Raw genomic sequence first — 22,695 nt, forward strand, 5'->3', positions numbered from 1 at the left:
ATAGAAAGGCTGCAAATTCGCAGTTTTTGAATTGCTTTAGATGGTTTACTACATCGCTCTATTTTATGCTAATAGCTTTTCACAATTTCTCACGTTTGCTCGCCGCTTTCTATTTAAATGTTCACAGTATCCTTCCTGCGATGTTGGCCTCCCGACTGCGCCATGAAACACCCGTGTAAAGTGGCTCGTGAGTTTTAACCAATTATCTGCTGAGATATTTACCCGCTCCAATAACCGTGAATGAGTATTATCTATATAACCGCGCTTATCTTCTCGTATACAACGACCTGTTAACTCTACAAGTTCTAAATAAGATTTTAACTCAAATGGTAAGCCCTTTGCCATGTGCTGCCTTGGCATACCGGCAAAGCGTAGTAACTGTATTGGTTGTTTACCGTCGGTTGCACTTTCAATCCGTTTTTGTACGCTCGTGTAATCCGATGTTTCTGGTGTGTGAGCTATCTTCGCTCTGATTGGGTTTAAATCAACATACGCCATACATGCAGCCAATGCGGCTTCATCTAACAGTGCTTGTGATTTGAAACGGCCTTCCCAAAATCGCCCTGTACATCCATCTTCTTTATTCGCCCTGCGAGCTATATCTTCATTTAATAATCGCATAAACCAGCTAATACTTGATAAACGCTCACGGTACTCATCGACGGTCTCATTTAAAAAGAAGCATTCTGCTTTCGTTAGCTTGCCCCCTTGAACATATTTATTTGTCAGCATGGTGCCTTTACATAATTTATGCCAACGGATAATAATGGCTTTATCGTTCAGTCGTTTCGCTTTTTTATCATCAGCATACAACACTAAATGCGTATGATTACTCATCACTGCATATGCGCAAACATCAATACAAAACACGTTAGAAAGAGCCAATAGCTTCTCTTCAACCCAACACCTGCGATGCTCATATGATTGGCCAGTAAAACGATCTTCGCCACATAGATAGGCTCGACGTACGCACCTAGAAATACAATGATAGTACTTTGTATCAGCCAAACTTATCTGACGCTTTCTCGCAATAGCCATGTGACAACCTGCTCATTTATTGTGCTAATAATAAAATTAGTACGTAACTGATACATTGCAAATCATAAGATGGGTGTCTTCTTAGCATCCTTCTATGGGCGGTTCATCTCCCGTTATCAATATTGATCCAAATATCTCTCAATGACACTAAACCTTGTGACGCTAAATAGTCATTACCTAGCGCAATGTTAATTCCTTTTGTTTTGAGCTTCGACAAGGGCCTTCGCTTCCAAGCGCCTACTTTTGGTACTGGTAATTCCACAGGCTATGGCGAGTCGTTCACTGACCCTCCTCCAAGCGTTAGCGCGAATGCGTGTTTATCAGATCTCCCCCTTTTTTACCTATAAAGAACAGGTGCATCGACTTTCTCTGCACAACTGCATCATTTACGGTGGCCGTTAGATCGCATGACTTCGCTATCTTGTGCTAGCTCGTCTCCAGCCTACGCCTCATATGATGTTTTTTCTCATCAGCTCACATTTATTTATCATAAAGAATGCTAGCTGCTTCCTCCAGACTATCTCTCGCGATTTAGCCCTTGCCATTCGCGAGTGTCTATCGTTTAATAATAGCGTGTTATTTAAACGGTGATCTTCCTACAGAGGACTTTCACCTCATAAGTCAATGCCCATGTCGGGCGTACACAATCGTGTCATGCCGAAGTTATGCCTCATCGAGGGAATGGAGTCTAAATGAAATCAATTATATGGTTATTCTCAATTTTTATTAGCTTTGGTGCACCAGGTACAGAGCAAGAGTTACAACCAACAACGTCAGGACTATATGATGTTGGTGGGTTTAAGTTGTATCTTGAGTGCTACGAAAATGACAAGCCTCAATTAATAGTTGAGCAAGGCTTCGGTCGTTCTGGTTCTGATGGGGTTTGGTTGGAGAATATTAAACAATTGAAAAATGATTTCAGTATTTGTTTATATGATCGATCAGGTCTTGGAAAAAGTGAAAAAGGTCCCGTGCCTTTCACCGTCGATGATATGGCTAAAAGGCTAAAAAAACTGCTTCAAGTAGCCGGTGTTAAAATGCCGTATTACTTTACTGGTGGCTCATATGCATCTTATATCATTACGGCATTCAATAACCTATATCCACAAGAGGTTATGGGGGCTGTGCTGATTGATCCACCTCCTTTAGGCTACTTTTACACTATGGGTACAAGGTGGCCTGAAAACTTTAAAACAAACAATGAAAAATTGGAGCGTTTTTATAATTTTGAGCAAAGTGTTCATGATCCAATGTTTGAAAGAGTTCCTGAAAACGTAGATCATATGAAAAGCTACAAAATTCTATCTGAAGCAGCTAAATTCGGTGATAAGCCAATTATAATTTTACGTTCAAAACAGACCGAAGAGCGTTATGACCCTCCTTTTGTTCCCGAGGAAATCGCGAAGTCAATGGACTCCCTATATGCAAATGCAGAGAGTTACTTTAAAAGTTTATCTACAAATAGCCGAATTATCTATTCGGAATCAGAAAAGCATCATCTGCACATCGCAGACCGTGATTTGGTTGTAAAAAGCATTAAGGAACTTGTTAGAAAATGAGGCTTAACAAGTTGCCCAAAATCGCCGCAAACAACGCGGCTGGGACAAATACTCACTGGGCTTCGCCCAACAACGTTCGCATTTGCCCATTGGCAAAGCGTTATGTTTTACGAGGCATCGAGTAGATGAAGCTAATCTATTACTCTAATGCGCAGCGTCTCTGAACCTCTTTATGAATAATTCAATAAAAGATTTTTTGCACAAAGAGCAGAGAATGAGAAGTAAATGAGGATTATCTTAAAGGCTAATATTAGCATGCGTAAAACACGATGCATTAATAAAGGTAAGCTGCTACCTCATCAAATAAGCCACTTAAACACCTGTCATACATTCCAAAACGCCCATTAAAGCAACAGCAAATGCTCTTTTTATATTTTACGTAAAAGTCAGTTGTCGATTGAATCAGAATAGGAACTCGGCTATGGTTAATGCATCAATAAAAATAAATTAAAAACGGGTTATTCTACAAGCTCGTTATACGTTTCAGGAGGCTTGGTTTAATTCCTTAAGTGACTCGGATAAAGATATGGTAAAAAGTATTATATCTGATGCTGTAAATGAATCTGTTTTTGGTTTCCTTTGTGTACTCGATGGTGTCAGGTCAATTTTTGATACAGGTGACTCTAACAACCTAAAGTTAACGCACGGTGACACACTGCTTAACGACATAGAAAATGAATGCTTGCACGATTTGTATAAAACGTATAACAAGCTGTTAAACAAGAACAAAAAACAGTTAGTTTCGCTTCGTTCCACATTTTAGCCCACTGTTTTCATCCGCTTAATTGGGCGATATTTTTATCGACGAGTGATGCGCATCGCGCTATACTTGTGCCATGATTAAATCTTTCAAACATAAAGGCCTCAAGAAATACTTCCAAACAGGAAGTGTTGCTGGAATTCAGGCCAAACATCAACGCAAATTGCGCATGCAACTTGCAGCAATAGATACCGCACAAGAAATTGATGATATCAATTTACCCGGTTTTAAATTGCACCCTCTCAAAGGGGATCGTGACGGGATTTGGTCTATTACTGTAAATGGTAACTGGCGCATTACTTTTGAGTTTATCGATGGTAATGCATACATTCTCAATTATGAGGACTATCACTAATGACTATGCATAATCCACCACACCCAGGAGAGTTTATCTATGACGTTTACCTAGAGCCTGCAGGCTTTAGTTGCCGTTATTTAGCTAAACAACTAGATGTAGCATCGTCTACATTAAATAGAGTTCTAAAAGGTCAAAGTGCAATCTCACCAGAAATGGCACTTCGCTTATCTAAAGCCATTGGCAGAACTCCTGAGAGTTGGTTAGCAATGCAAGATAACTACGATCTGTGGCATGCAAAACAACAAATTAATTTAACCAATGTCCACGCAGTAAACTTTGCAGTGCCATAAAAAATAATCGGGTAGCCGGAGGTCTCTAACCTCCAGCCCCCACACCACCCATCATGCACTTTTATTAACAGGAAGTGCTATGGGCGGTTCATCTCCCGTAATGAATATTGATCCAAAGATCTCAATGACGCTTAACCTTGTGAAGCTAAATAGTCATTGCCTAGCGCAATGTTAATTCCTTTTGTTTTTTAGCTTCGACAAGGGCCTTCGCTGCCAAGCGCCTACTTTTGGTGCTGGTGATACCAAATGCTATGGCGAGTCGTTCGCTGACAGCCAATTTCATTAAACTGCGTACTGCCCGAGATAAACTCGCGCCTACAACACACTCCCCTAGCACCTAGTTACCTAGCCCCTGAAACCTTTTTGTAATTGGGCTTCGTTACCCTCACCCCAACTACAATCGCTTAATTTAACACCAAGCAATCTTACAACTTATGACTTACCGCTTAAAGCTGCGATCAAAACACCATCGCCTTACCGCGCCCTGACGCTTCTGAGCCGGCATCTAGTTTGCCATCACGTTCGATGATCACATGCATATCACCAAAATGGCGCTCGTCTAAGGTGTAGCCCATTTTCTCTAGTGCTTTAACAACGTTTGCATCTAAACCTGCATGATGACGTATGACATTTTTAGGCCAAAGTTGATGATGAAAACGCGGGCTATTTACCACTTCATCGGCGCTCATATTAAATTCAACCGCATTTAAAATAGATTCGTACACCGAGCTTATTATGGTGGTGCCGCCCGGTGAGCCGGTGACCATTTTAACTTTATTGCCTTTGAGTAAGATAGTTGGCGTCATTGAGCTAAGCATACGCTTATGCGGCTGGATTTCATTGGCTTTACCACCGAGCGCGCCAAATACATTCATCACCCCTGGTTTGGCACTAAAGTCATCCATTTCATCGTTAAGCAAAAAGCCCGCGCCAGCAACGACTACACCACTGCCATAACCTAAATTAATGGTGGTGGTATTCGATACTGCATTACCCCATTTATCAACTATAGAAAAATGCGTGGTTTGTTCGCTTTCATATAACCCAGGTTTAATGTTTTCAGTCGTCGATATTTTATCGAGTGTGATGCTGCTACTGCGCTTTTTAAGATAATCCATGGCGATTAGTTCGCTCTTTGGCACATCAAAAAAGTCTGGATCACCTAAGTACTCTGCTCTATCAGCAAATACGCGTTTGCCAATTTCTGCTAATAAATGAATATATGCTGTGGAGTTGTGCTCAAGCCCTGCTTTGGGTTTAGTCAGCTCGTACATTTTTAACCATTGTATTATTGCAATACCGCCGGAGCTTGGTGGTGGTGATGTAAGTACTTGGTAACCGTTCCAAGCTGCTTTCATTGGGGTACGTGATTTTGCTTGATAGGCTTTTAAATCCGCTTGCGTAATGATCCCGCCATGTTCAGCCATAAAATCGGCAATGATTTTAGCCGTTTCTCCTTCATAAAATCCTGCCTTACCTTGCTCGCGAATACGTTTTAACGTGGTTGCAAGCTCAGGTTGCTTAAAGTTTTGATTAGCTTTAGCGCTGGCAAAATAATCAGCAAAGTTAATTGTTACGTCTTTTTTAGCCATGCGGGCAATGTAGCGCTCAATACTGCTGGCTAATTTCGGGTGAACAATAAAACCCTGTTCGGCTAACGTTACTGCAGGCTCAACAAGGATTTTCCAATCTAGTGTGCCGTGTTTTTGATGAGCAAGCCACATACCCGCCACACTACCGGGTACACCACTGGCGTAAATGCCGTATATCGATTTATTTGCAACCACATTACCTTTGTCATCCAAATACATATCGCGATGGGCGGCAATTGGAGCTGTTTCGCGGTAATCTATAAAGTCGCCTTGCCCGTCTTTTTGGATCAGCATAAAACCACCACCGCCAATGTTTCCCGCTTCAGGCAAAGTAACGGCTAATACAAATTGCGCAGCAATGGCTGCATCAACCGCGTTACCGCCCAGCTCCAAAATGGCTCTTGCTACGTCACTACTGTAACTATCGGGCATAGCCACTGCCGCTTGGGCTGTTTTTCCACTAGCTGCCAATGCAGTTATGTGTAACTGCATTACAACGACACTAAAAATCAGTAAATGTTTTACACCAGCAAACATATTTAATTCCTTGTTGATTTTATTTTTTGATTATTTTATTAACCCCATTAATACACATTCAGTTAACAAGGGTCAAACTACAATGAATAACTTTACACAAATTTTCGATATAACACGGCTGGTAACTCGCCGAACTCGTCGCTATAGGTATAGTGTTCAATAAACTGCAGACCCAGCTTTTCCATCACTTTAATCGAGCCGTTATTGTCTTTTAGTGCAGTGGCGCTAAGTGCCTTGATCTCAACATTGGCGGTGATCACATCGGCAACGGCTTGCGCGGCTTCACTGGCGTAACCTTTACCCCAACTTGTACGTTTAAAGCGCCAGCCAATTTCAATATCACTAAAATCAGGCTTTGCAGTAAAAAAACCCATTGGCCGAATTAATATCCAACCAATAAAACTGTCATTATCATTAAGGTTAACTTGCCAAAGCCCCCAGCCCTGTTGTGGATTGCGGTAGGCTTGCATGCGCGGAATAAAAACGTCTTTGATGGTACTTATGGTCGTCGTCTTGCCACGAGTAAGGTACTCCATAACCTGTGGGTCGTTATCGAGTTCAAACAGTAGCGCACTGTCATTTTCATCCATTAATTTAAAATTAAGTCGTGCTGTTCGAGGTATATTCATTTTCGAGCCTGTATATTGCTTGTTTTAAGATTGCCATCAATACTGTACCAGAGGAAATATTCCTCGGGACATCATTATTATACAAAGGAACAAATATGAACAAATTAGCAAGTTTAGTTTTATTAGGCTGTGTAGCACTAACCGGTTGTGAAGATGCCAGCGAAGCAAAAAAAGATGCCGCAGAAGCTAAAACTGAGGTTAAAAAAGCACTTAATGATGCATGGGATGACGTAAAAGAAACCAGCAATCAATTTAAAGGTGATTCACTTGATGAGCTACTACAAGAAAGTAAAAAACTTGGTCTTGATATGTATGATGATGGCAAAGAAGTTGCCCTTGATGCCTGGATTGAAAGTAAAGAAGCAGCAGGTGAATTAACAGAGAAAACCAAGCAAAAAGCCCAACAGCTCGTTGACGAATTACAAGCTGTACGTGAAGAACATAACAAAGAAAGTAATAACTAGTTTACCTGCGGCCTATAGTTTACTGAGGTAGCCCCTACTATTGTAACTATGGACTGACTAACAATTTAATAAACATCCCCGGGCAAGCCCTTCTGCTAACGCAGTACTCACTTCGTGAGCGGGGTATTTGGTTAGAACATAGCTAACTGATGATCCAAATGGAGTTGGTCATAATTATTTCCTTAGTTTTTCACATACTTTCTTATCATTGATCCGTCACCATGTTTTCCTACCGTATTTGCAAAATAACCATCAGACCAAAACTCTCCACCCCATCACTGGAAAATAAACACTCAATATCGCTTTATCAGCAATATTGAGTGTTTCGCCAAACAACAGGCCTACTGACGTGCACGTTGCAGTCACTCAGGCCTCCAATGGATAAATCCATATATCAAAGAACGTAATAGTTATTGATAACTTGGACTAACCGTCGTTTTTCGTCTGTGCGCTACAGCGCTATACTTGAGGTGATGCTAATTTTAATACCAATCGACTTAAATATTTAATCATTCTAGCGCGCTAAATAAAGCGCTAACTGCGTTAGTAACTTAACACGATTGATATAATAAACAGGAGGAGCTAACCGAGGTGAGAGTCTGTGCTAATTGCAGACCACGAAAAGCAAAAAACCAGTAACATCGCTGTTACTGGTTCTTAAAAGATGGTGCGGTTGGGGGGACTTGAACCCCCACGCCCGAAAGCACTACCCCCTCAAGGTAGCGTGTCTACCAATTCCACCACAACCGCATTGTTAAAGCTTTCGCTTTAGGTGTTAAACATATGATTTATTTGAGGATGATAAATCGTTTAACGATACTTTTAATAAATATTAATTTGGTACGTCAGATTTCTCTTTCGTTGATGTTACTGGAACATCATCAGCTGCAGGAGCAATTGTTTCAACTGCTGGTGCTGCTTCTAGGTTTTCCCACTCATCAGTCTTTTTTATCTGACCTGCAGTTAAGTTACCTAGTACAATACTTAGCACAAAGAAAACACTGGCTAAGATTGTAGTTGTTTTTGTCATAAAGTTACCTGCACCTGACGAACCGAAAACGGTTGCAGAGGCACCAGCACCAAATGATGAACCCATGTCTGCGCCTTTACCTTGTTGAATTAAAACCATACCAACAAGCGCTAAAGCAACAACTAAATAAACTACTAATAAAATTTCGTACATCTTATACGGTCCCTTTTGCACTTTCGCAGATTGCAGTAAATAACTCTGCTTTTAGACTAGCGCCACCAATCAGGCCGCCGTCTATATCTGGTTGTGCAAATAATAATTCACTATTTTTTTCATTTACGCTGCCACCATAAAGAATGGTCAGCCCTTGTGCTAAATCACTACTGTTAGCAGCAATTTTATCACGGATAAATTTGTGCACATGTTGTGCTTGTTCAGGCGATGCAGTCTTACCTGTGCCAATGGCCCAAACGGGCTCGTATGCTATCACAGAATCTTTCAGTGCTGCTAGACCTAATTTATCAATTACTGCATCAATTTGTGCAGCAACGACTAATTCAGTTTGACCTTGTTCGCGTTGCTGTTCACTTTCACCAACACATAAGATAGGTGTTAAACCCACTTGTTGTGCACGAGCAAACTTAGCTGCAACAGTGTCATTACTTTCGCCGTAGATACTACGACGTTCAGAGTGACCAACTAAGGTATATTGGCAACCTATATCTTTAATTAATTGCGCATCAACTTCACCAGTAAATGCACCCGGTTCATTTTCAGAAACCGTTTGTGCCCCAGTTGTTACACCTGTTGCTGTTAGCATAGGTAACAATGGGTAAGGTGGAAATACCACAACGTCTATCTGATCTGATTTTACGTTGTTGATAGCGTCAGATAATTGCTGTACTAACTCTTTCGAGCCGTTCATTTTCCAATTGCCTGCGACCATTGGCTTGCGTATTGCCATTTTTCCACTCCACATTAGAAAGCGGGCGAGATAGTAACTCGACTCGCCCAAAGTTACAAGAGGTTATTGTTCTTAATCAGTTTGTTTGCTCATAGATTCGACAACTGCAGCAATTTTTTGTGCACTATCAAGGACTATTTTCTCTTCTTCGGCTTCTACCATCACGCGAACAACCGGCTCAGTGCCAGATTTACGTAATAACACACGGCCTTTACCAGCAAGTTGTTTTTCAACATCAGCAACCGCAGCAATAACCTCTGGTGCAAGTGTTGGATCTGTGCCCGCTTTATAGCGCACATTAATCATCTTCATCGGGTATTTAACAAACCCTGCGCCAAGATCTTTTAGCGTACGATTTTGCGCCACCATAGCAGCCAAAACTTGTAGGCTTGAAATGATGCCATCACCGGTGCTGATCAAATCCAGATTCAATACATGCCCTGAGCTTTCACCGCCGATTTTCCAGCCTTTTTCTTGTAGTAATTCCATTACATAACGGTCACCCACTTTACTGCGAGCAAACTCAATACCTTTCGCTTTAAGCGCGTTTTCAAGACCCATATTAGACATTACCGTGCCAACAACACCGCCGCCTAACATGTCATCATTGGCGGCTTGGCAGGCAATAATATAAACAATATCATCACCATCAAAGACACGGCCATTGTGATCAACCATCATTACACGGTCGCCATCACCATCATAGGCAATGCCGACATCAGCATTATGTTCTAATACTTTGCGTTTTAATGCATCAACATGGGTCGCACCGCATTCTAGGTTGATGTTTACACCATTTGGCTCGCAAGCATGGCTAATTATCTGCGCGCCTAATTCACGCATTACTGATGGTGCGATATGATAAGTTGCACCATTGGCACAATCTAATACAATCTTTAAACCTTCTAACGACAGGCCTTGTGGGAATTGGCTTTTACAAAACTCAATATAACGGCCATCAGCGCTTTCTAAACGGCGGGCTTTACCTAGCTTATCAGATGCTACACAGGTCATTGGTTCATCAAGCATTGCTTCAATTTGTAGCTCAACTTCATCAGCTAACTTCAAACCTCGGCCACAAAAAAACTTAATGCCGTTGTCATGATATGGGTTATGAGATGCACTGATCACAATTCCAGCTTCAGCACGAAATGTTTGCGTTAAATATGCAACGGCTGGCGTAGGCATCGGGCCAAGTAATACCACATCGATACCTGCGGCGATCAAACCCGCTTCAAGTGATGTCTCTAACATATAACCAGAAATGCGAGTATCTTTACCAATAATGACTTTCTTAGTGCCATTTTTTGATAGTACCTTGCCTGCAGCCCAACCTAATTTAAGTGCAAATTCTGGTGTAATTGGGTATTCACCTACCATGCCACGTACACCATCGGTGCCAAAATACTTTCTTTCTTTCATTTTTAAATTCCTTGTTCGCAAGCTTGCCACACGCCAAGCACATCTGCGGTTTCTTTTACATCATGTACACGAATAATTTTTGCGCCATTTTGCGCTGCAATTAATGCCCCTGCTAAACTGCCAGCAAGGCGCTCGTTTGTTTGTCTATTTAATAAGTTGCCAATCATTGATTTGCGCGATAGTCCTGCTAAAACAGGTAAACCAAAGTGGTTAAATTCATTAAACCGCGCCAGTAATTGGTAGTTGTGACTGAGGGTTTTACCAAAGCCAAACCCTGGGTCTAAAATAAGTTGCTGGCGCTGAATACCCGCTGTTTCACAGGCATTGATCCGCTGTACAAAAAAATCATTTATATCACTGAATAAATCATCGTAATGTGGAGAGTTTTGCATACTTCGAGGTTGGCCTTGCATGTGCATTAAACACACCGCAACGTCTGGATACTGAGCAACTGTTGCCAGTGCGTTTGGCTCTTGTAAAGCACGCACATCATTAACAATATCAGCACCAGCTAGAATAGCTTGACGCATTACTTCACTTTTACTGGTATCAATCGAAATGATGCAATCATTAACGGCGCTATCACTGTGGGCACGAATTGCCTCGATTGCGGGTATTACTCTGGCTAATTCATCCTCAAGGCTAACATCAGGCGCACCAGGACGTGTTGATTCGCCACCAATATCTAATATGGTAGCACCATCTGCGAGTAACTTTTGAGCTTGTATGACAGCGCTGTCTGTTTGATAGTAGCGCCCACCATCTGAAAAAGAGTCAGGAGTGACATTCAAGATCCCCATTATAACTGGGGGGTCGAGGTGTAAACTGCGACCTCTAGGTAACTTAACTGTGGTCATCTATCACCTTCAATACATCCATTGCATTGATATATATACTTTATTTAACCAGTTACAAAAAAGCCCCGACAATCGGGGCTTTTCGTTTAGCTATTTTAACTGTTATTCAGCTTTATCATCAAGATTTGTTTCATCTTTTTGAGCTGGCTTGTCGTCTTTTTCAGCAACTGGCTCTGCTTTGCTCTCTTCAACTGCTGGTTTTTTATCAGCAGTATCACGGCGGTCATGCGCATCACGTGGTTCACGTACAGGCTGACGTGCCATTAGATCATCAATTTGCTTAGCATCAATCGTTTCATATTTCATTAATGCATCTTTCATTGAATGCAGAATATCAATATGATCTTTCAAGATTTGCTCAGCGCGTTGATAGTTGCGATCTGAGAACAAACGAACTTCAGCATCAATTACTTTTGCCGTTTCATCCGACATGCTCATGGCACGACCACCGCCGCCACCCATGTACATCTCATTTTGATCTTCAGCGTATAGTAATGGCCCTAATTTTTCACTTAGGCCCCACTGTGTAACCATTTTGCGCGCAATGTCAGTAGCACGTTCAATATCGTTACTAGCACCGGTAGTTACTTTATCTTCACCATAAATCAGTGCTTCAGCAATTCGGCCACCATATAAGCTTGAAATCATAGATTCCAATAGCTCTTTAGAGTGACTAACACGGTCTTGCTCTGGTAAATACATCGTTACACCAAGGGCACGGCCACGTGGAATAATCGATACTTTATAAACAGGATCGTGCTCTGGTACTATGCGGCCAACAATTGCATGTCCGGCTTCATGATACGCAGTCATTTCTTTTTCTTTCTCGCTCATCACCATGGTCTTGCGCTCTGCGCCCATCATGATTTTATCTTTAGCAGCATCAAATTCAGCCATGCTAACAACACGTTTATTACCACGTGCAGCATATAGAGCCGCTTCATTGACTAAGTTTGCAAGATCAGCACCAGAAAATCCCGGTGTACCACGCGCAATAACAGAAGCTTCTACGTTATCGCCTAATGGCACTTTTCGCATATGTACTTTAAGGATCTGTTCACGGCCACGGATATCAGGTAAGCCAACCACTACTTGGCGGTCAAAACGACCAGGACGAAGTAATGCTGGATCAAGTACATCTGGGCGGTTAGTCGCGGCAATAACGATAATACCTTCATTGCCTTCAAAGCCATCCATCTCTACTAGCATTTGGTTAAGTGTTTGCTCACGCTCATCGTGACCACCACCCATACCTGCGCCACGTTTACGGCCTACGGCATCAATTTCATCGATAAAGATGATACATGGCGCTGCTTTTTTCGCTTGTTCAAACATATCTCGAACACGCGAAGCACCCACACCAACAAACATCTCAACAAAGTCTGAACCTGAAATCGTAAAGAATGGTACTTTTGCTTCACCAGCAACGGCCTTAGCAAGCAAGGTTTTACCCGTACCTGGAGGACCAACCATTAATACGCCTTTAGGAATACTACCGCCAAGTTTTTGGAATTTAGATGGATCACGTAAGAAATCAACAAGCTCTGTTAGATCGTCTTTAGCTTCATCACAACCGGCAACATCTGCGAAGGTGGTTTTAATTTGGTCTTCACTCATTAAGCGTGCTTTACTCTTGCCAAACGACATAGCACCTTTGCCACCGCCGCCTTGCATTTGACGCATGAAGAAAATCCATACCCCAATTAGTAATAACATTGGGAACCATGAAATTAAGATGCTCGCTAAGAATGATTGCTCTTCTGGCTTCACACCTTTTACATTCACATCACTTTTTAATAAGTCATTAAGAATGTCTTTATCATAAATAGGCATGATCGTTTGAAAGCGATCGCCATTGGTTTTAGTGCCAGTAATTGTGCCACTGGTACTTTCGATTGCCACTTCTTGTATAGCGCCACTTCGGGCATCTTTTACAAATTGACTGTAACTAGTTTGACGGTCTGTTTGATCGCCACCATTAAAGCTCTGAAATACTGACATTAGCACAACTGCAATGACCAGCCAGAGTATTAGATTTTTCGCCATATCGCTCAAGGGGTTAACCTCTTGTATCCAATTAATTTAAATTCAACTAAACGCCTGACAACTGTACTACAGTTTGTAGCCTGTCGCTACTATATATACTTCACGTGATCGCGCACGTGAGGCGTCGGGTTTACGGATTTTTACAGTTTTAAAGCTATCACGCACTGTTTTTAAGAATTCATCAAAGCCTTCACCTTGGAATACTTTAACAACAAATGCACCATTTTTCTTTAAAACTTGGCTACACATATCTAATGCTAATTCCACTAAATACATGCTTCCAGCTTGGTCAACGGAGCTATTACCACTCATGTTTGGTGCCATATCAGAGAGCACCACATCAACATTTTTACCATTAATGCGATTTAATAACGCATCTAAAACAGCTTCTTCTCGGAAATCTCCTTGCAAAAAATCAACGCCGGCCAATGAATCCATAGGTAATATATCACAAGCGATCACCTGCCCTTTATCGCCTACTTTTTCTGCTAAATACTGTGACCAGCTTCCCGGCGCAGCTCCCAAATCAACAACAGTCATGGCTGGGCGTAGTAATTTATCTTTATTTTGGATCTCGTCGAGTTTAAAAATCGCACGAGAGCGCCAACCTTTCTTTTGTGCCTCGTGAACATAAGGATCATCAAAATGTTCCTTCAACCATCGCTGTGAACTGGCCGAAAGTTTCTTATTCGTCATAAATTAACACGCAACTAATTAGTAATATTCTCTAGATGGCGTTAGAATACCCTTAATTCAAGCCATATTCAGCAAAATTTGTAACAACATGAAATTATCGAACAAACAAAAGCAGTTTTTAAAAGGTCAAGCACACTCTCTAAAACCAGTTGTACTTCTTGGTTCTAACGGTTTAACTGAAGGTGTATTAGTTGAAATTCAAAGCGCTCTAGAAATCCACGAACTTATTAAAGTAAAAGTACCTACTGATGATCGTGAGACTAAAGCACTGATTTTTGAAGCTATTATTCGTGAAACCGGTGCTGAGAAATTACAGTCAATCGGCCACACCCTTGTGCTTTATCGCCAAAGCGAAGAAAAGAAGATCCAATTACCACGTAATTAATTTTCTATTCCGCTATAAAAAAACCAGCAATTGCTGGTTTTTTTATATCTGCGACGCAACTGCAATAAATTGTAAATAAATATATTACATTGCTCAAAAATTCATCTTCATATCACTCAACTGATAACCTTGCGCTTCGCTTTGTAAGATAAAATAGCGGTTAAATTCAGTTTCAGGCATCTTTTCAACATCTATTTGCGCTATTAATTTTGCCAATTCTGCCGTGGTATTACTATGGCCTACAATCACCACTACGCCATCTTGCGCTAAAACAGTGTGTTTAAATGCGGCTAAGTCACGAGGGTCGTAGCTTTGAATTGTAATATTAAAATGTTCAGCAATAGGAGTTGCGGTCTCGATAGTGCGATTATAGTCCGTACTAAAAACTGCTGTTGGCTGGACTTTACTAAGCAGACTCACTAACTGCTGCGCCCGTTGCTTGCCGGCATCCGTAAGATGGGGATCGTTGCCTGTTAATTTTTCACTATGGCGAAACAAAAAAATACTTTGCGGTGCTGCTGTTAAATTCGCAGTAAACAGTAATATTACGCTCGCTAAAATATAGTTCATTTGTCTTCCTCTTTATACATTGCTAGTTGTTGTGAGCGTTTGAATAGCAACACACGATCAATAAACTCTGTCGTTAATTCATTAATGATACCGGTTTCGGCGTTAAGGATCAGACTGAAACCTATGTTTAAGTGCGGTATTACTACAAGGTCACTGCGATATCCTTGCACCCAGCCGCTATGATAGTAAATGGTTTCATTATCATATTCGTAAACCCGCCAGCCTAAGCCATAATAGGCCTCGCTAAGGTGCTTTTTCCACACTCGACGCCGTAACTCTTTTTTTGTATGCGTATAAGGACGAGTTTGACTGGCTAGCACTGCACTGGATAATACCGTTGGGTAATATCCTAACTGCGCTTTTAACCAAATAGCCATATCACTGGCACTAGCATTAACGCCGGCTGCGGGAAGTACCTTGTAATAATTTTTTTTCAATTTTGCGGTATGCCAGCGTTTGCGCCCTCTTACATGGGGATGAGCATAATTATCATCTGTTACCATCGCGGTATAACCCAGGCTTGCATCATTCATATTTAATGGTGAAAATATAAATTCACTCATCCACCGAGAGTAATCCAATTTAGTACTGCTTTTGATCACTTCAGCAATTAAGCTAAACATCACATTTTGATAGCCATAGCACTGCCCTGGCTGGCAAATAGGTTCCACACTCAACAACTTTTGCACTATATCAGGGTAACTCATTCTTGATTCAATCAAGTTATCATACGCATTAGGTACTAAACCGCTGGAGTGACTGAGTAAGTGAAAAACTTTTAAATTATTTTTGTAATCCGTATTGGCGAAGGCTGGAATAAATTTACTGACAGGGTCGTCTAAAGAAAACTTCCCCTCATTGGCTAACTTTGCACTGAGTGAGCCTGCAAACGTTTTAGATACCGATGCTAAGCGAAACCGAGTATGGGCATTGACTGCTAAGCCCTTATTTAGCTTTGTTACCCCAAACCCTTGTATATGCGTATCATCAGGGCCATTAACTATCGACAACGCAGCCCCTGGGATCCCTTTGCTTTTTAATTTATGTTCGAGATGTTGTGTGTAATCATTGACAAATTCTTGCCACTGTTGCTCGCTGGCATGAACCTGCGATTGAAATAACACTAACGTGATAACGAAAAAAAAGGAGTTGATTAACGACACAAAGGACTTCATTTTTTATTATTTTTATCTAGATTAAGACATTCTTAGCTTTATAATACCATGAAGTTTTATTAAGACTAACGTACAATATTCCGATTATCGAGCTTTCAAAGGGTTTTACAGTGTTTATACGTTATTTATCAATAGTTTTTTTCACTTTCATTACAACAGCTTGTGTGACTGCGCCGCCACCTGCTGCGCCTTTAGAAATGCCACTCAAGCCGCAATTAAAAAGCCAAAGCTATCAAGTAGCCTATGAAACCGAACATGCTTCACCGAAAGTAAAATCAGTACAATTGCCAGCGCATAAAATTACTCGTAACCAAACTGTGCAAGTTATTGCCGATAAAGCAAGTGTCACGGATACCCTATTTAAACAAATAACTGATGCATTAACGACTATGAACTTACGTGTCGTTGATCAAGGTAATAGTGATTATACCCTAGCTATACACCAGCTAGAGCTCAACTTTATTGAAGATACCGAATATCAAATACAACCACCAAATAAAGCGTATCCTTTATTTGCGCAAATAATACAACTGTATCCGATCCAACAATGCTCAACCATCAATGCAGAGGTTAGCATGCGCCTGATCCATCGTGCATCAGGTGATGTAGTGTGGTTTGGAAAATCCTCAATCGACAGTGCAAGCTTCCACCGCGAACCACTTATTTACAGCTTCAGTGATGAACAAGTGATCAGTAATGAGCTTGAAGTAGCCACTTTTATCCATCAACAAAATACTGAGCAAGCACGTCTTGCCCGTGCCAATCAAGAAGTCAGTATACCAAGCTATAAAACCATTTCTAAAATGACCAGTTTAGCTAAACTTCAAGGACCGTGTAATCGCACTGAAGTGAGTGCTCTAACACCGATGATGCACTATTATCTGAGTAGTATTTTGATCGATAAAATTAAAGTACACTAAGTTCATGTCTGCAGAATGACTACTGGCTACAATTTTTTACAGATCAAAGGAACTCTTTGACAATATAATACACTTAACAACTGCTTAATTTATTTGGATCATGGATGCAACGTAAACAACACACTCTACAGAAACTACTGTTATTACTGATCAGTGTGGGTTTATGGAGCACCTCTAGCAATGCCAGCAATCGCTATTATGCTGATAATACCTTAGAGCCTACCTCAGGCTTTGCTTGGGATTGGAGCGCGGGTGCGGGCTATTATGTTGAAGATTCTTATTTAGTTGGAATGGATTCTTACAGTGACGGCCTAGAACTTGATATTAACCTTGCTATTTCTTACGAACGCTTTTATTTAGATATTGATCATAGCCAACTCAGTGGCGGCATTATTATTGGTTATAGCATCATCAATAAGTATGATTGGGATCTTGATATTCTTGGCACTAATATGCAAGCTGGGTTTGATGAAACAGGACTCGACTTTTATAGCAGTGGAGTGGTGTCAGAACTTAAAGGAATACGAAGCCGAAAAAGTGACTTTGATACTGGCTTACGCCTTACCCGCCGCTTTGAAAACTCACAAATCTCTTTTGAATACTTACATGACATTTCCAGTGCTCATAATGGCTGGGTTGTAAATAGCTTTTTTAGTCATATTTTACCATGGCAAAACTGGGAGTTTCGCACCGGTGTTGGTATCAGCGCTTACTCAGCTGATTTCACCAATTACTATTTTGGCATTACAACAGAGGAAGCCACCGCTACTCGTGCGGTCTATCAAACAGACACCGCAATGAGTATGATTTTTGAATTCCACGCCGAGTACCCACTCAATCAACACTGGGTATTTTTAGGTGGCTGGCTATCTACCTGGTTTTCAAATGAAATTTCCAACAGTCCCATTGTATCTCAGGATTATCAGCATAAAGCCATGGTAGGCGTGCGCTATGTATTTTAAAACCACAGTAATTTTATTACTGTTACTTAACACAAAGCCGTTATTGGCCGATGGCGAAGAACCGCACGACAGTAGTTTAATTGCATTGCCCGATACCTGTGTTGCACTGCGAGAAGGACGCAGCTGCTATGCTGATATTGAGTTAAGCTGGCAACAAACTAGCATCGGTAATTACTGTTTACGTGATGCAACATCGAAGCATATTATGCAATGCTGGCTTAGACAAAATAGCGGGAAGTTAAATTATGCTTTTGATTCTGTTGAAAGCATTTCATTTGAGTTAATAAACAGCGATACCGGTAAGATCATTGCATCAACACAAGTACAGTTGCAATGGGTGTATCAAAATCGCCAAAAGAAACGCCGCTGGCGGCTTTTTTAAAACGAGATAAAGCATGAATAATTACGGCACAATATTACTTGTTGAAGATGACGGCTCTTTAGCCCAGTGGGTGGCAGAGTATTTAACTGAGCAAGGCTACACAACTCATATTTGTGAGCGAGGCGACCAAGTTGTCAGTCATGTAAAAGAGCTCAAGCCTGACTTAATTTTACTCGACATTATGCTCCCCGGCCAAGACGGTATTAGTGTCTGTCGTGAACTACGTCAATTTTACCAAAGCCCTATTATTATGCTAACCGCTCGAGACGAAGAAATGGACGAAGTGATTGGTCTTGAAGTCGGTGCCAGTGATTATATAATGAAACCGGTCAGGCCGCGTGCATTACTAGCGCGGATCAAAGCGGCGCTGCGCGCCAATAACGATAATTCGGAGTCGCAAGCGGATGATACCATTATTCAGGTAGGCTCTTTAAAAATTGATACACAATCTCGCAATGTTTTTATTAATGATATTGATCAAGGGGTATCCAGCGCTGAGTACTTATTACTGCATTATTTAGCCTGTAACGCAGGGCAAGTTGTGTCGCGAGATGCTGTATTCAAAGCAACCAAGGGCCGTGAATATGATGGCCTTGATCGCAGTGTCGATGTGCTCATTTCTGCGCTGCGTAAAAAATTTAATGATGATCCCCAGCAACCTGAAAAAATTAAAACAATTTGGGGGCGAGGCTATTTACTCGTCGCAAGCGCTTGGTGATCGCCGCTAAGGTATACTGGCGAACGCTATGAAAAAGTTTTATCTTTCCTTATTAGCCAGTGCCCTGCTCTCGATTGTGATATTAGGTTGGTTAATTGATGCTTTTAGTCAGCAAACTCATACCTCGCAGGATGAGTTTGGCTTTCAAAGTAAACTTTTAATGGGCTTCAGCCAGCAAATTGCCAGCCAACCCTTCATGCAAAGAGCAGACTACACCGCCTTACTTGCACAACAGTTTTCGTTGGGATTAAGTTATCGAGCCACGCAATCTTTAGCGCTGCCACCATCACTGCTGGAAGAGATCAATGCTGAAGGCGGACTGATTTTAGAAGATCAAGAAGGGTATTACCTACTCTACAGTAATGATTTGCTTGCGCCTTTTCATCTTAAATTACGTTTAGAAAAACCCCACGAACAAGATCAACAAAATGATATGTTACTTACCTTAATGTTTTACGCTGGGTTATGTGTGTTTATGGGGTTTATTATTGCACCATTAGCTAAACGACTAGGCGTGGTTAATGACGCAGCTAAAAAGTTTGCCAGTGGCGACTTACATGCTCGCATTCGGGTATCCCATTTCACTTACATTAAAGATGTTGAGCTTACTTTTAACCGCATGGCAAGCCAGATCGAAAAATTACTCGATGAAAATAAACTGATGGCCTCGAGTTTATCTCATGATATACGCACCCCCATTGCCTGCCTACGATTTGGCTTAGATGCGGCACTAGATAGTCATAGCGAAGAAAAAATAAAACATTATTTAAATCGTATGGAAGCTGATTTAGACCAAATGGAATCAATGTTGAAAAGTTATTTAGCATTTGCCACGCTTGAGCAAAAAGCCAACCAACTGACCTACTCACACACTGAGTTAAACAGCTACCTAAGCACCCTAATACAACAACTAGAGCCTAAGTTAGTACAGCAACAACTTGATTTACAACTTATCTGTCATGATAATTCTCATATTTATGCAGATTTACACTGGTTAGCACGCGCAATCACTAATCTGCTTAGCAATGCCTGTGACTTTGCCAAACAAAAAATTATTCTCACAGCATCAATGAAAGAGCAAACACTGATAATCACTGTTGAGGATGATGGTCCAGGTATCGAAGAGCAAAATTGGCACAAAGTTTTTAGTCCTTTTTTTCAAGAACAGAGTCATCGCAATCGAGCCGATCAAAGTTATGGCCTAGGACTTGCCATAGTAGCTAAAGTAGCTGATTGGCATCATGGCAGTGTAAGCGTAAATCGCAGTAAGCAGCTAGCGGGTGCATGCTTTACCCTTAAAATACATAACCCAGAACAATTGTAACTTTTATGTTACAGTTTACATTATCATAAATCACCTCATTATGATTAGATAACAACAACTTAAATTATAAATGTTAACAGCATTGGCATTCTAAGTTTTGTAAATACAGTCAGGCGTTAATTCTTCACGGCTGCAGTTAAAAATAAGAGCTTTTTATTTTTTAACATTTACAGTAGATTGTCAGCGCCGTCACTATATAGAGAAGAAAAAATAATTATGAGCGCAGTCAGAGGGGAGTTTAGCTCCCGTTTTGGATTCATTATGGCCGCAGCAGGATCTGCAGTAGGTCTTGGTAATATCTGGGGTTTCCCAACACAGACAGCCAGCAATGGAGGCGCGGCCTTTTTAATTGCTTACCTTGTATTAGCATTTTGTTTAGCTTACCCAGCACTGATGGCAGAGCTAACAATTGGTCGCCATGGTCAAGCCAATGCGGTTAGTTCATTGCGGAAAATTTCAAATAACCCGCTCCAAAAACGTTTTGCGTTTGTGGTCGGTTTTGGCGGTATCATATGTGCCGGACTGATCCTCAGCTTTTATGCCATTGTCGCCGGTTGGATGATCAGTGCCACTCTAGAGCCCATTGCGACTTTAGTGGGCAGTGAGAGCTCTTCAACTTGGTTGAGTGAGCAGTCAATCTCTAGAAACCTTATATTTACTGCTGGATTTATTATTCTTACTGTCGCAATCATTAGCCGCGGAGTAGAAAATGGCATTGAAAAATGGTCAAAACGCCTAATGCCCGCATTGCTGACTATTTTATTTGCACTGATTGTTTATGTGATGATGCAAGAAGGCGCTATGACAGGCCTAAAAGCCTACTTAGTGCCTGATTTCAGCTCTATTTTAGACCCTGAATTACTTGTTAGTGCACTGGGACAAGCGTTCTTTTCGTTGTCATTAGGCACTAGTGTGATGATCATTTATGGCTCTTACATTAGTAAAAAAGAAAATTTAGTTTCACTTGGCGCCTACGTTACCCTGATTGATGTGTTTATTGCTTTTGTTGCTGGGTTACTAATTATCCCTGCGATGTACGTTGCGCAGGCACAAGGGGTGGAAATATTCTCAGCTACTGGAGAGTTGCTTTCTGAAGACACTTTAGTATTTCAAGTATTACCCGCTCTTTTTGATGGCATGGGCACCATTGGCTTATTCGTTGGCTTTGCCTTTTTTGCATTGATGAGTATAGCTGCTCTGACATCATCTATTTCAATGCTTGAAGCACCGGTTTCGTATGCTGTAGAGCGCTTTGATCTTGGCCGTGTAAAAGCCACCTGGTTAATAGGAACGATTATAGCATTGGTGAGCTTTACAATAGTTCTGAACTTTAATGCGCTGTTTGGTTTAGTTATTGCGCTCACAACTAAATTTGGTCAACCTATTCTTGGTTTAATGTGTTGCTTGTTTGTCGGCTGGATTTGGTATCGCAACTCACTATTAAACGAAATACAACAAGGCTGCCCAGAAGTTGCTACCAGCCTATTTTGGAAAATATGGCCATGGTATATTAAATTCATTTGCCCAATTGCAATTGGTTTAGTGTTTGTCAGCTCACTATTAGGCTAACTCAAAAAACCGCTCTTTACACTGAGCGGTTTTTTAAAATCATATCTTGATGTGCAATATTATCTTCTAAATAAGGCTCGCCAATACATTGAAAACCCAGCGACTGATAAAACGCGAGTAAATAGGTTTGCGCGCCAATGTATATATCCTTGTTCGGCCAGTGCGTAAAGCAACACTGGATCGCCTCTTTAACCAATAACGCTGCTAACCCCTTACCTCGTTGTGATTTTTCAACCAGCACGCGGCCAATAGCGCTGTACTGCTCATTTTTCTCATAACAGCGTGCGTATGCAGCTAATTGTTCAGCCTCGAGCCAATAGAGATGCTGAGTTGTTACAGTGCAATCAATATCGTCTAATTCAGGGTATGGGCATTGCTGCTCGACTACAAATACATCGACCCGCGTGCGCATGATAGTAAACAGTACCTGCGCAGACAGTTGAGAAAATGGTTTTGTTGTTAATTGCATAAAAACTCCTAACATAAAAAAGCCCAGTCAATGCAGGGC

23 protein-coding genes, 1 tRNA gene and 1 pseudogene are annotated in these 22,695 nt (G+C 41.2%); 11 read left to right on the forward strand and 14 right to left on the reverse strand.

Annotated elements, in window-relative coordinates; translation table 11 throughout:
• Nucleotides 1-63: 63 nt before the first annotated feature.
• Nucleotides 64-1,038, reverse strand: coding sequence for a transposase (locus H5201_RS03630; protein ID WP_182740826.1), 975 nt, complete (start codon nucleotides 1,036-1,038; stop codon nucleotides 64-66).
• A gap of 692 nt (nucleotides 1,039-1,730) precedes the next feature.
• Between H5201_RS03630 and H5201_RS03635 the strand changes: the two genes are divergently transcribed.
• From H5201_RS03635 to H5201_RS03645, 3 genes are all read left to right on the forward strand, one after another.
• Nucleotides 1,731-2,597 carry an alpha/beta fold hydrolase gene (locus tag H5201_RS03635; RefSeq protein WP_182719627.1) on the forward strand — a complete coding sequence of 289 codons (867 nt, stop codon included), beginning with the start codon at nucleotides 1,731-1,733 and terminating at the stop codon, nucleotides 2,595-2,597.
• An 836-nt stretch (nucleotides 2,598-3,433) separates the two neighbouring features.
• Nucleotides 3,434-3,712: a type II toxin-antitoxin system RelE/ParE family toxin gene (locus H5201_RS03640; RefSeq protein WP_054205928.1), complete on the forward strand. Its 279-nt coding sequence runs from the start codon at nucleotides 3,434-3,436 to the stop codon at nucleotides 3,710-3,712.
• Nucleotides 3,712-4,005: a HigA family addiction module antitoxin gene (locus H5201_RS03645; protein WP_182719628.1), complete on the forward strand. Its 294-nt coding sequence runs from the start codon at nucleotides 3,712-3,714 to the stop codon at nucleotides 4,003-4,005. The genes H5201_RS03640 and H5201_RS03645 overlap by 1 nt, the downstream gene beginning before the upstream one ends.
• Nucleotides 4,006-4,463: 458 nt before the next feature.
• Here the strand turns inward: H5201_RS03645 and ggt are convergent, their stop codons facing one another.
• Together ggt and H5201_RS03655 are read right to left on the reverse strand one after the other, a co-directional pair.
• The gene (ggt, locus tag H5201_RS03650) at nucleotides 4,464-6,134 is read right to left on the reverse strand and encodes a gamma-glutamyltransferase (RefSeq protein WP_182719629.1); all 1,671 of its coding nucleotides are present in this window, start codon (nucleotides 6,132-6,134) and stop codon (nucleotides 4,464-4,466) included.
• A 92-nt stretch (nucleotides 6,135-6,226) separates the two neighbouring features.
• The gene (locus tag H5201_RS03655) at nucleotides 6,227-6,763 is read right to left on the reverse strand and encodes a GNAT family N-acetyltransferase (protein WP_182719630.1); all 537 of its coding nucleotides are present in this window, start codon (nucleotides 6,761-6,763) and stop codon (nucleotides 6,227-6,229) included.
• A 95-nt stretch (nucleotides 6,764-6,858) separates the two neighbouring features.
• Here H5201_RS03655 and H5201_RS03660 point away from each other — a divergent pair, with 95 nt between their 5' ends.
• Nucleotides 6,859-7,227 (forward strand): hypothetical protein, encoded by a 369-nt coding sequence (locus tag H5201_RS03660; protein WP_182719631.1) that lies wholly within the window; start codon nucleotides 6,859-6,861, stop codon nucleotides 7,225-7,227.
• Nucleotides 7,228-7,409: 182 nt separating this feature from the next.
• Here H5201_RS03660 and H5201_RS03665 read toward each other — a convergent pair.
• From H5201_RS03665 to rlmE, 8 genes and pseudogenes are all read right to left on the reverse strand, one after another.
• A pseudogene (locus H5201_RS03665) lies at nucleotides 7,410-7,502 on the reverse strand (transposase); the annotation flags it as partial.
• 390 nt (nucleotides 7,503-7,892) lie between these two features.
• Nucleotides 7,893-7,977, reverse strand: a tRNA-Leu gene (locus tag H5201_RS03670).
• A gap of 82 nt (nucleotides 7,978-8,059) precedes the next feature.
• Complete coding sequence (gene secG / locus H5201_RS03675) at nucleotides 8,060-8,410, reverse strand: preprotein translocase subunit SecG (protein ID WP_169019853.1); 351 nt, start codon at nucleotides 8,408-8,410, stop codon at nucleotides 8,060-8,062.
• 1 nt (nucleotide 8,411) lies between these two features.
• Nucleotides 8,412-9,161, reverse strand: coding sequence for a triose-phosphate isomerase (tpiA, locus tag H5201_RS03680; RefSeq protein WP_182719338.1), 750 nt, complete (start codon nucleotides 9,159-9,161; stop codon nucleotides 8,412-8,414).
• 72 nt (nucleotides 9,162-9,233) lie between these two features.
• The gene (gene glmM / locus H5201_RS03685; protein WP_145239192.1) at nucleotides 9,234-10,583 is read right to left on the reverse strand and encodes a phosphoglucosamine mutase; all 1,350 of its coding nucleotides are present in this window, start codon (nucleotides 10,581-10,583) and stop codon (nucleotides 9,234-9,236) included.
• A gap of 2 nt (nucleotides 10,584-10,585) precedes the next feature.
• The gene (folP, locus tag H5201_RS03690) at nucleotides 10,586-11,440 is read right to left on the reverse strand and encodes a dihydropteroate synthase (RefSeq protein ID WP_182783748.1); all 855 of its coding nucleotides are present in this window, start codon (nucleotides 11,438-11,440) and stop codon (nucleotides 10,586-10,588) included.
• Nucleotides 11,441-11,542: 102 nt separating this feature from the next.
• On the reverse strand, nucleotides 11,543-13,486 hold the full coding sequence (ftsH, locus tag H5201_RS03695) for an ATP-dependent zinc metalloprotease FtsH (protein WP_145239198.1): 1,944 nt from the start codon (nucleotides 13,484-13,486) through the stop codon (nucleotides 11,543-11,545).
• 66 nt (nucleotides 13,487-13,552) lie between these two features.
• Complete coding sequence (gene rlmE / locus H5201_RS03700; protein WP_145239201.1) at nucleotides 13,553-14,182, reverse strand: 23S rRNA (uridine(2552)-2'-O)-methyltransferase RlmE; 630 nt, start codon at nucleotides 14,180-14,182, stop codon at nucleotides 13,553-13,555.
• Nucleotides 14,183-14,270: 88 nt separating this feature from the next.
• Between rlmE and yhbY the strand changes: the two genes are divergently transcribed.
• A complete protein-coding gene (gene yhbY, locus H5201_RS03705) occupies nucleotides 14,271-14,567 on the forward strand; it encodes a ribosome assembly RNA-binding protein YhbY (protein ID WP_016707974.1) in 297 nt (98 codons plus the stop codon).
• Nucleotides 14,568-14,660: 93 nt separating this feature from the next.
• Here yhbY and H5201_RS03710 read toward each other — a convergent pair whose 3' ends face one another.
• The gene (locus H5201_RS03710) at nucleotides 14,661-15,137 is read right to left on the reverse strand and encodes a histidine phosphatase family protein (RefSeq protein ID WP_182719336.1); all 477 of its coding nucleotides are present in this window, start codon (nucleotides 15,135-15,137) and stop codon (nucleotides 14,661-14,663) included.
• Complete coding sequence (locus H5201_RS03715) at nucleotides 15,134-16,312, reverse strand: serine hydrolase (protein WP_145239207.1); 1,179 nt, start codon at nucleotides 16,310-16,312, stop codon at nucleotides 15,134-15,136. Before H5201_RS03715 ends, H5201_RS03710 begins: the two co-directional genes overlap by 4 nt.
• A 116-nt stretch (nucleotides 16,313-16,428) precedes the next feature.
• Between H5201_RS03715 and H5201_RS03720 the strand changes: the two genes are divergently transcribed.
• The 6 genes from H5201_RS03720 (at nucleotide 16,429) to H5201_RS03745 (ending at nucleotide 22,187) form a co-directional block, all read left to right on the forward strand.
• Nucleotides 16,429-17,232, forward strand: coding sequence for a hypothetical protein (locus H5201_RS03720; protein ID WP_182783780.1), 804 nt, complete (start codon nucleotides 16,429-16,431; stop codon nucleotides 17,230-17,232).
• 104 nt (nucleotides 17,233-17,336) lie between these two features.
• Nucleotides 17,337-18,194, forward strand: a complete 858-nt coding sequence (locus H5201_RS03725; protein ID WP_149981433.1) for a MipA/OmpV family protein — start codon at nucleotides 17,337-17,339, stop codon at nucleotides 18,192-18,194.
• Nucleotides 18,184-18,576 (forward strand): DUF3019 domain-containing protein, encoded by a 393-nt coding sequence (locus H5201_RS03730; protein ID WP_149981434.1) that lies wholly within the window; start codon nucleotides 18,184-18,186, stop codon nucleotides 18,574-18,576. Before H5201_RS03725 ends, H5201_RS03730 begins: the two co-directional genes overlap by 11 nt.
• Nucleotides 18,577-18,589: 13 nt before the next feature.
• Entirely contained in the window at nucleotides 18,590-19,294 is a 705-nt protein-coding gene (locus H5201_RS03735; RefSeq protein WP_149981435.1) for a response regulator transcription factor, read from the forward strand.
• 28 nt (nucleotides 19,295-19,322) lie between these two features.
• The gene (locus H5201_RS03740; RefSeq protein ID WP_182719333.1) at nucleotides 19,323-20,618 is read left to right on the forward strand and encodes an ATP-binding protein; all 1,296 of its coding nucleotides are present in this window, start codon (nucleotides 19,323-19,325) and stop codon (nucleotides 20,616-20,618) included.
• 216 nt (nucleotides 20,619-20,834) lie between these two features.
• On the forward strand, nucleotides 20,835-22,187 hold the full coding sequence (locus H5201_RS03745; protein WP_182719332.1) for a sodium-dependent transporter: 1,353 nt from the start codon (nucleotides 20,835-20,837) through the stop codon (nucleotides 22,185-22,187).
• Nucleotides 22,188-22,203: 16 nt separating this feature from the next.
• Here the strand turns inward: H5201_RS03745 and H5201_RS03750 are convergent, their stop codons facing one another.
• Nucleotides 22,204-22,656, reverse strand: a complete 453-nt coding sequence (locus tag H5201_RS03750; protein WP_182719331.1) for a GNAT family N-acetyltransferase — start codon at nucleotides 22,654-22,656, stop codon at nucleotides 22,204-22,206.
• Between the last annotated feature and the right edge of the window lie 39 nt (nucleotides 22,657-22,695).

This window comes from Pseudoalteromonas sp. SG43-6 (genome assembly GCF_014164365.1).
Taxonomy (GTDB): Bacteria; Pseudomonadota; Gammaproteobacteria; order Enterobacterales; family Alteromonadaceae; genus Pseudoalteromonas; species Pseudoalteromonas rhizosphaerae.

Bases quoted from the DNA above. Each gene is read 5' to 3' on its own strand.
- H5201_RS03630 (WP_182740826.1), bottom strand. From the start codon at position 1,038: ATGGCTATTGCGAGAAAGCGTCAGATAAGTTTGGCTGATACAAAGTAC.
- H5201_RS03635 (WP_182719627.1), top strand. From the start codon at position 1,731: ATGAAATCAATTATATGGTTATTCTCAATTTTTATTAGCTTTGGTGCA.
- H5201_RS03640 (WP_054205928.1), top strand. From the start codon at position 3,434: ATGATTAAATCTTTCAAACATAAAGGCCTCAAGAAATACTTCCAAACA.
- H5201_RS03645 (WP_182719628.1), top strand. From the start codon at position 3,712: ATGACTATGCATAATCCACCACACCCAGGAGAGTTTATCTATGACGTT.
- ggt (WP_182719629.1), bottom strand. From the start codon at position 6,134: ATGTTTGCTGGTGTAAAACATTTACTGATTTTTAGTGTCGTTGTAATG.
- H5201_RS03655 (WP_182719630.1), bottom strand. From the start codon at position 6,763: ATGAATATACCTCGAACAGCACGACTTAATTTTAAATTAATGGATGAA.
- H5201_RS03660 (WP_182719631.1), top strand. From the start codon at position 6,859: ATGAACAAATTAGCAAGTTTAGTTTTATTAGGCTGTGTAGCACTAACC.
- secG (WP_169019853.1), bottom strand. From the start codon at position 8,410: ATGTACGAAATTTTATTAGTAGTTTATTTAGTTGTTGCTTTAGCGCTT.
- tpiA (WP_182719338.1), bottom strand. From the start codon at position 9,161: ATGGCAATACGCAAGCCAATGGTCGCAGGCAATTGGAAAATGAACGGC.
- glmM (WP_145239192.1), bottom strand. From the start codon at position 10,583: ATGAAAGAAAGAAAGTATTTTGGCACCGATGGTGTACGTGGCATGGTA.
- folP (WP_182783748.1), bottom strand. From the start codon at position 11,440: ATGACCACAGTTAAGTTACCTAGAGGTCGCAGTTTACACCTCGACCCC.
- ftsH (WP_145239198.1), bottom strand. From the start codon at position 13,486: ATGGCGAAAAATCTAATACTCTGGCTGGTCATTGCAGTTGTGCTAATG.
- rlmE (WP_145239201.1), bottom strand. From the start codon at position 14,182: ATGACGAATAAGAAACTTTCGGCCAGTTCACAGCGATGGTTGAAGGAA.
- yhbY (WP_016707974.1), top strand. From the start codon at position 14,271: ATGAAATTATCGAACAAACAAAAGCAGTTTTTAAAAGGTCAAGCACAC.
- H5201_RS03710 (WP_182719336.1), bottom strand. From the start codon at position 15,137: ATGAACTATATTTTAGCGAGCGTAATATTACTGTTTACTGCGAATTTA.
- H5201_RS03715 (WP_145239207.1), bottom strand. From the start codon at position 16,312: ATGAAGTCCTTTGTGTCGTTAATCAACTCCTTTTTTTTCGTTATCACG.
- H5201_RS03725 (WP_149981433.1), top strand. From the start codon at position 17,337: ATGCAACGTAAACAACACACTCTACAGAAACTACTGTTATTACTGATC.
- H5201_RS03730 (WP_149981434.1), top strand. From the start codon at position 18,184: ATGTATTTTAAAACCACAGTAATTTTATTACTGTTACTTAACACAAAG.
- H5201_RS03735 (WP_149981435.1), top strand. From the start codon at position 18,590: ATGAATAATTACGGCACAATATTACTTGTTGAAGATGACGGCTCTTTA.
- H5201_RS03740 (WP_182719333.1), top strand. From the start codon at position 19,323: ATGAAAAAGTTTTATCTTTCCTTATTAGCCAGTGCCCTGCTCTCGATT.
- H5201_RS03745 (WP_182719332.1), top strand. From the start codon at position 20,835: ATGAGCGCAGTCAGAGGGGAGTTTAGCTCCCGTTTTGGATTCATTATG.
- H5201_RS03750 (WP_182719331.1), bottom strand. From the start codon at position 22,656: ATGCAATTAACAACAAAACCATTTTCTCAACTGTCTGCGCAGGTACTG.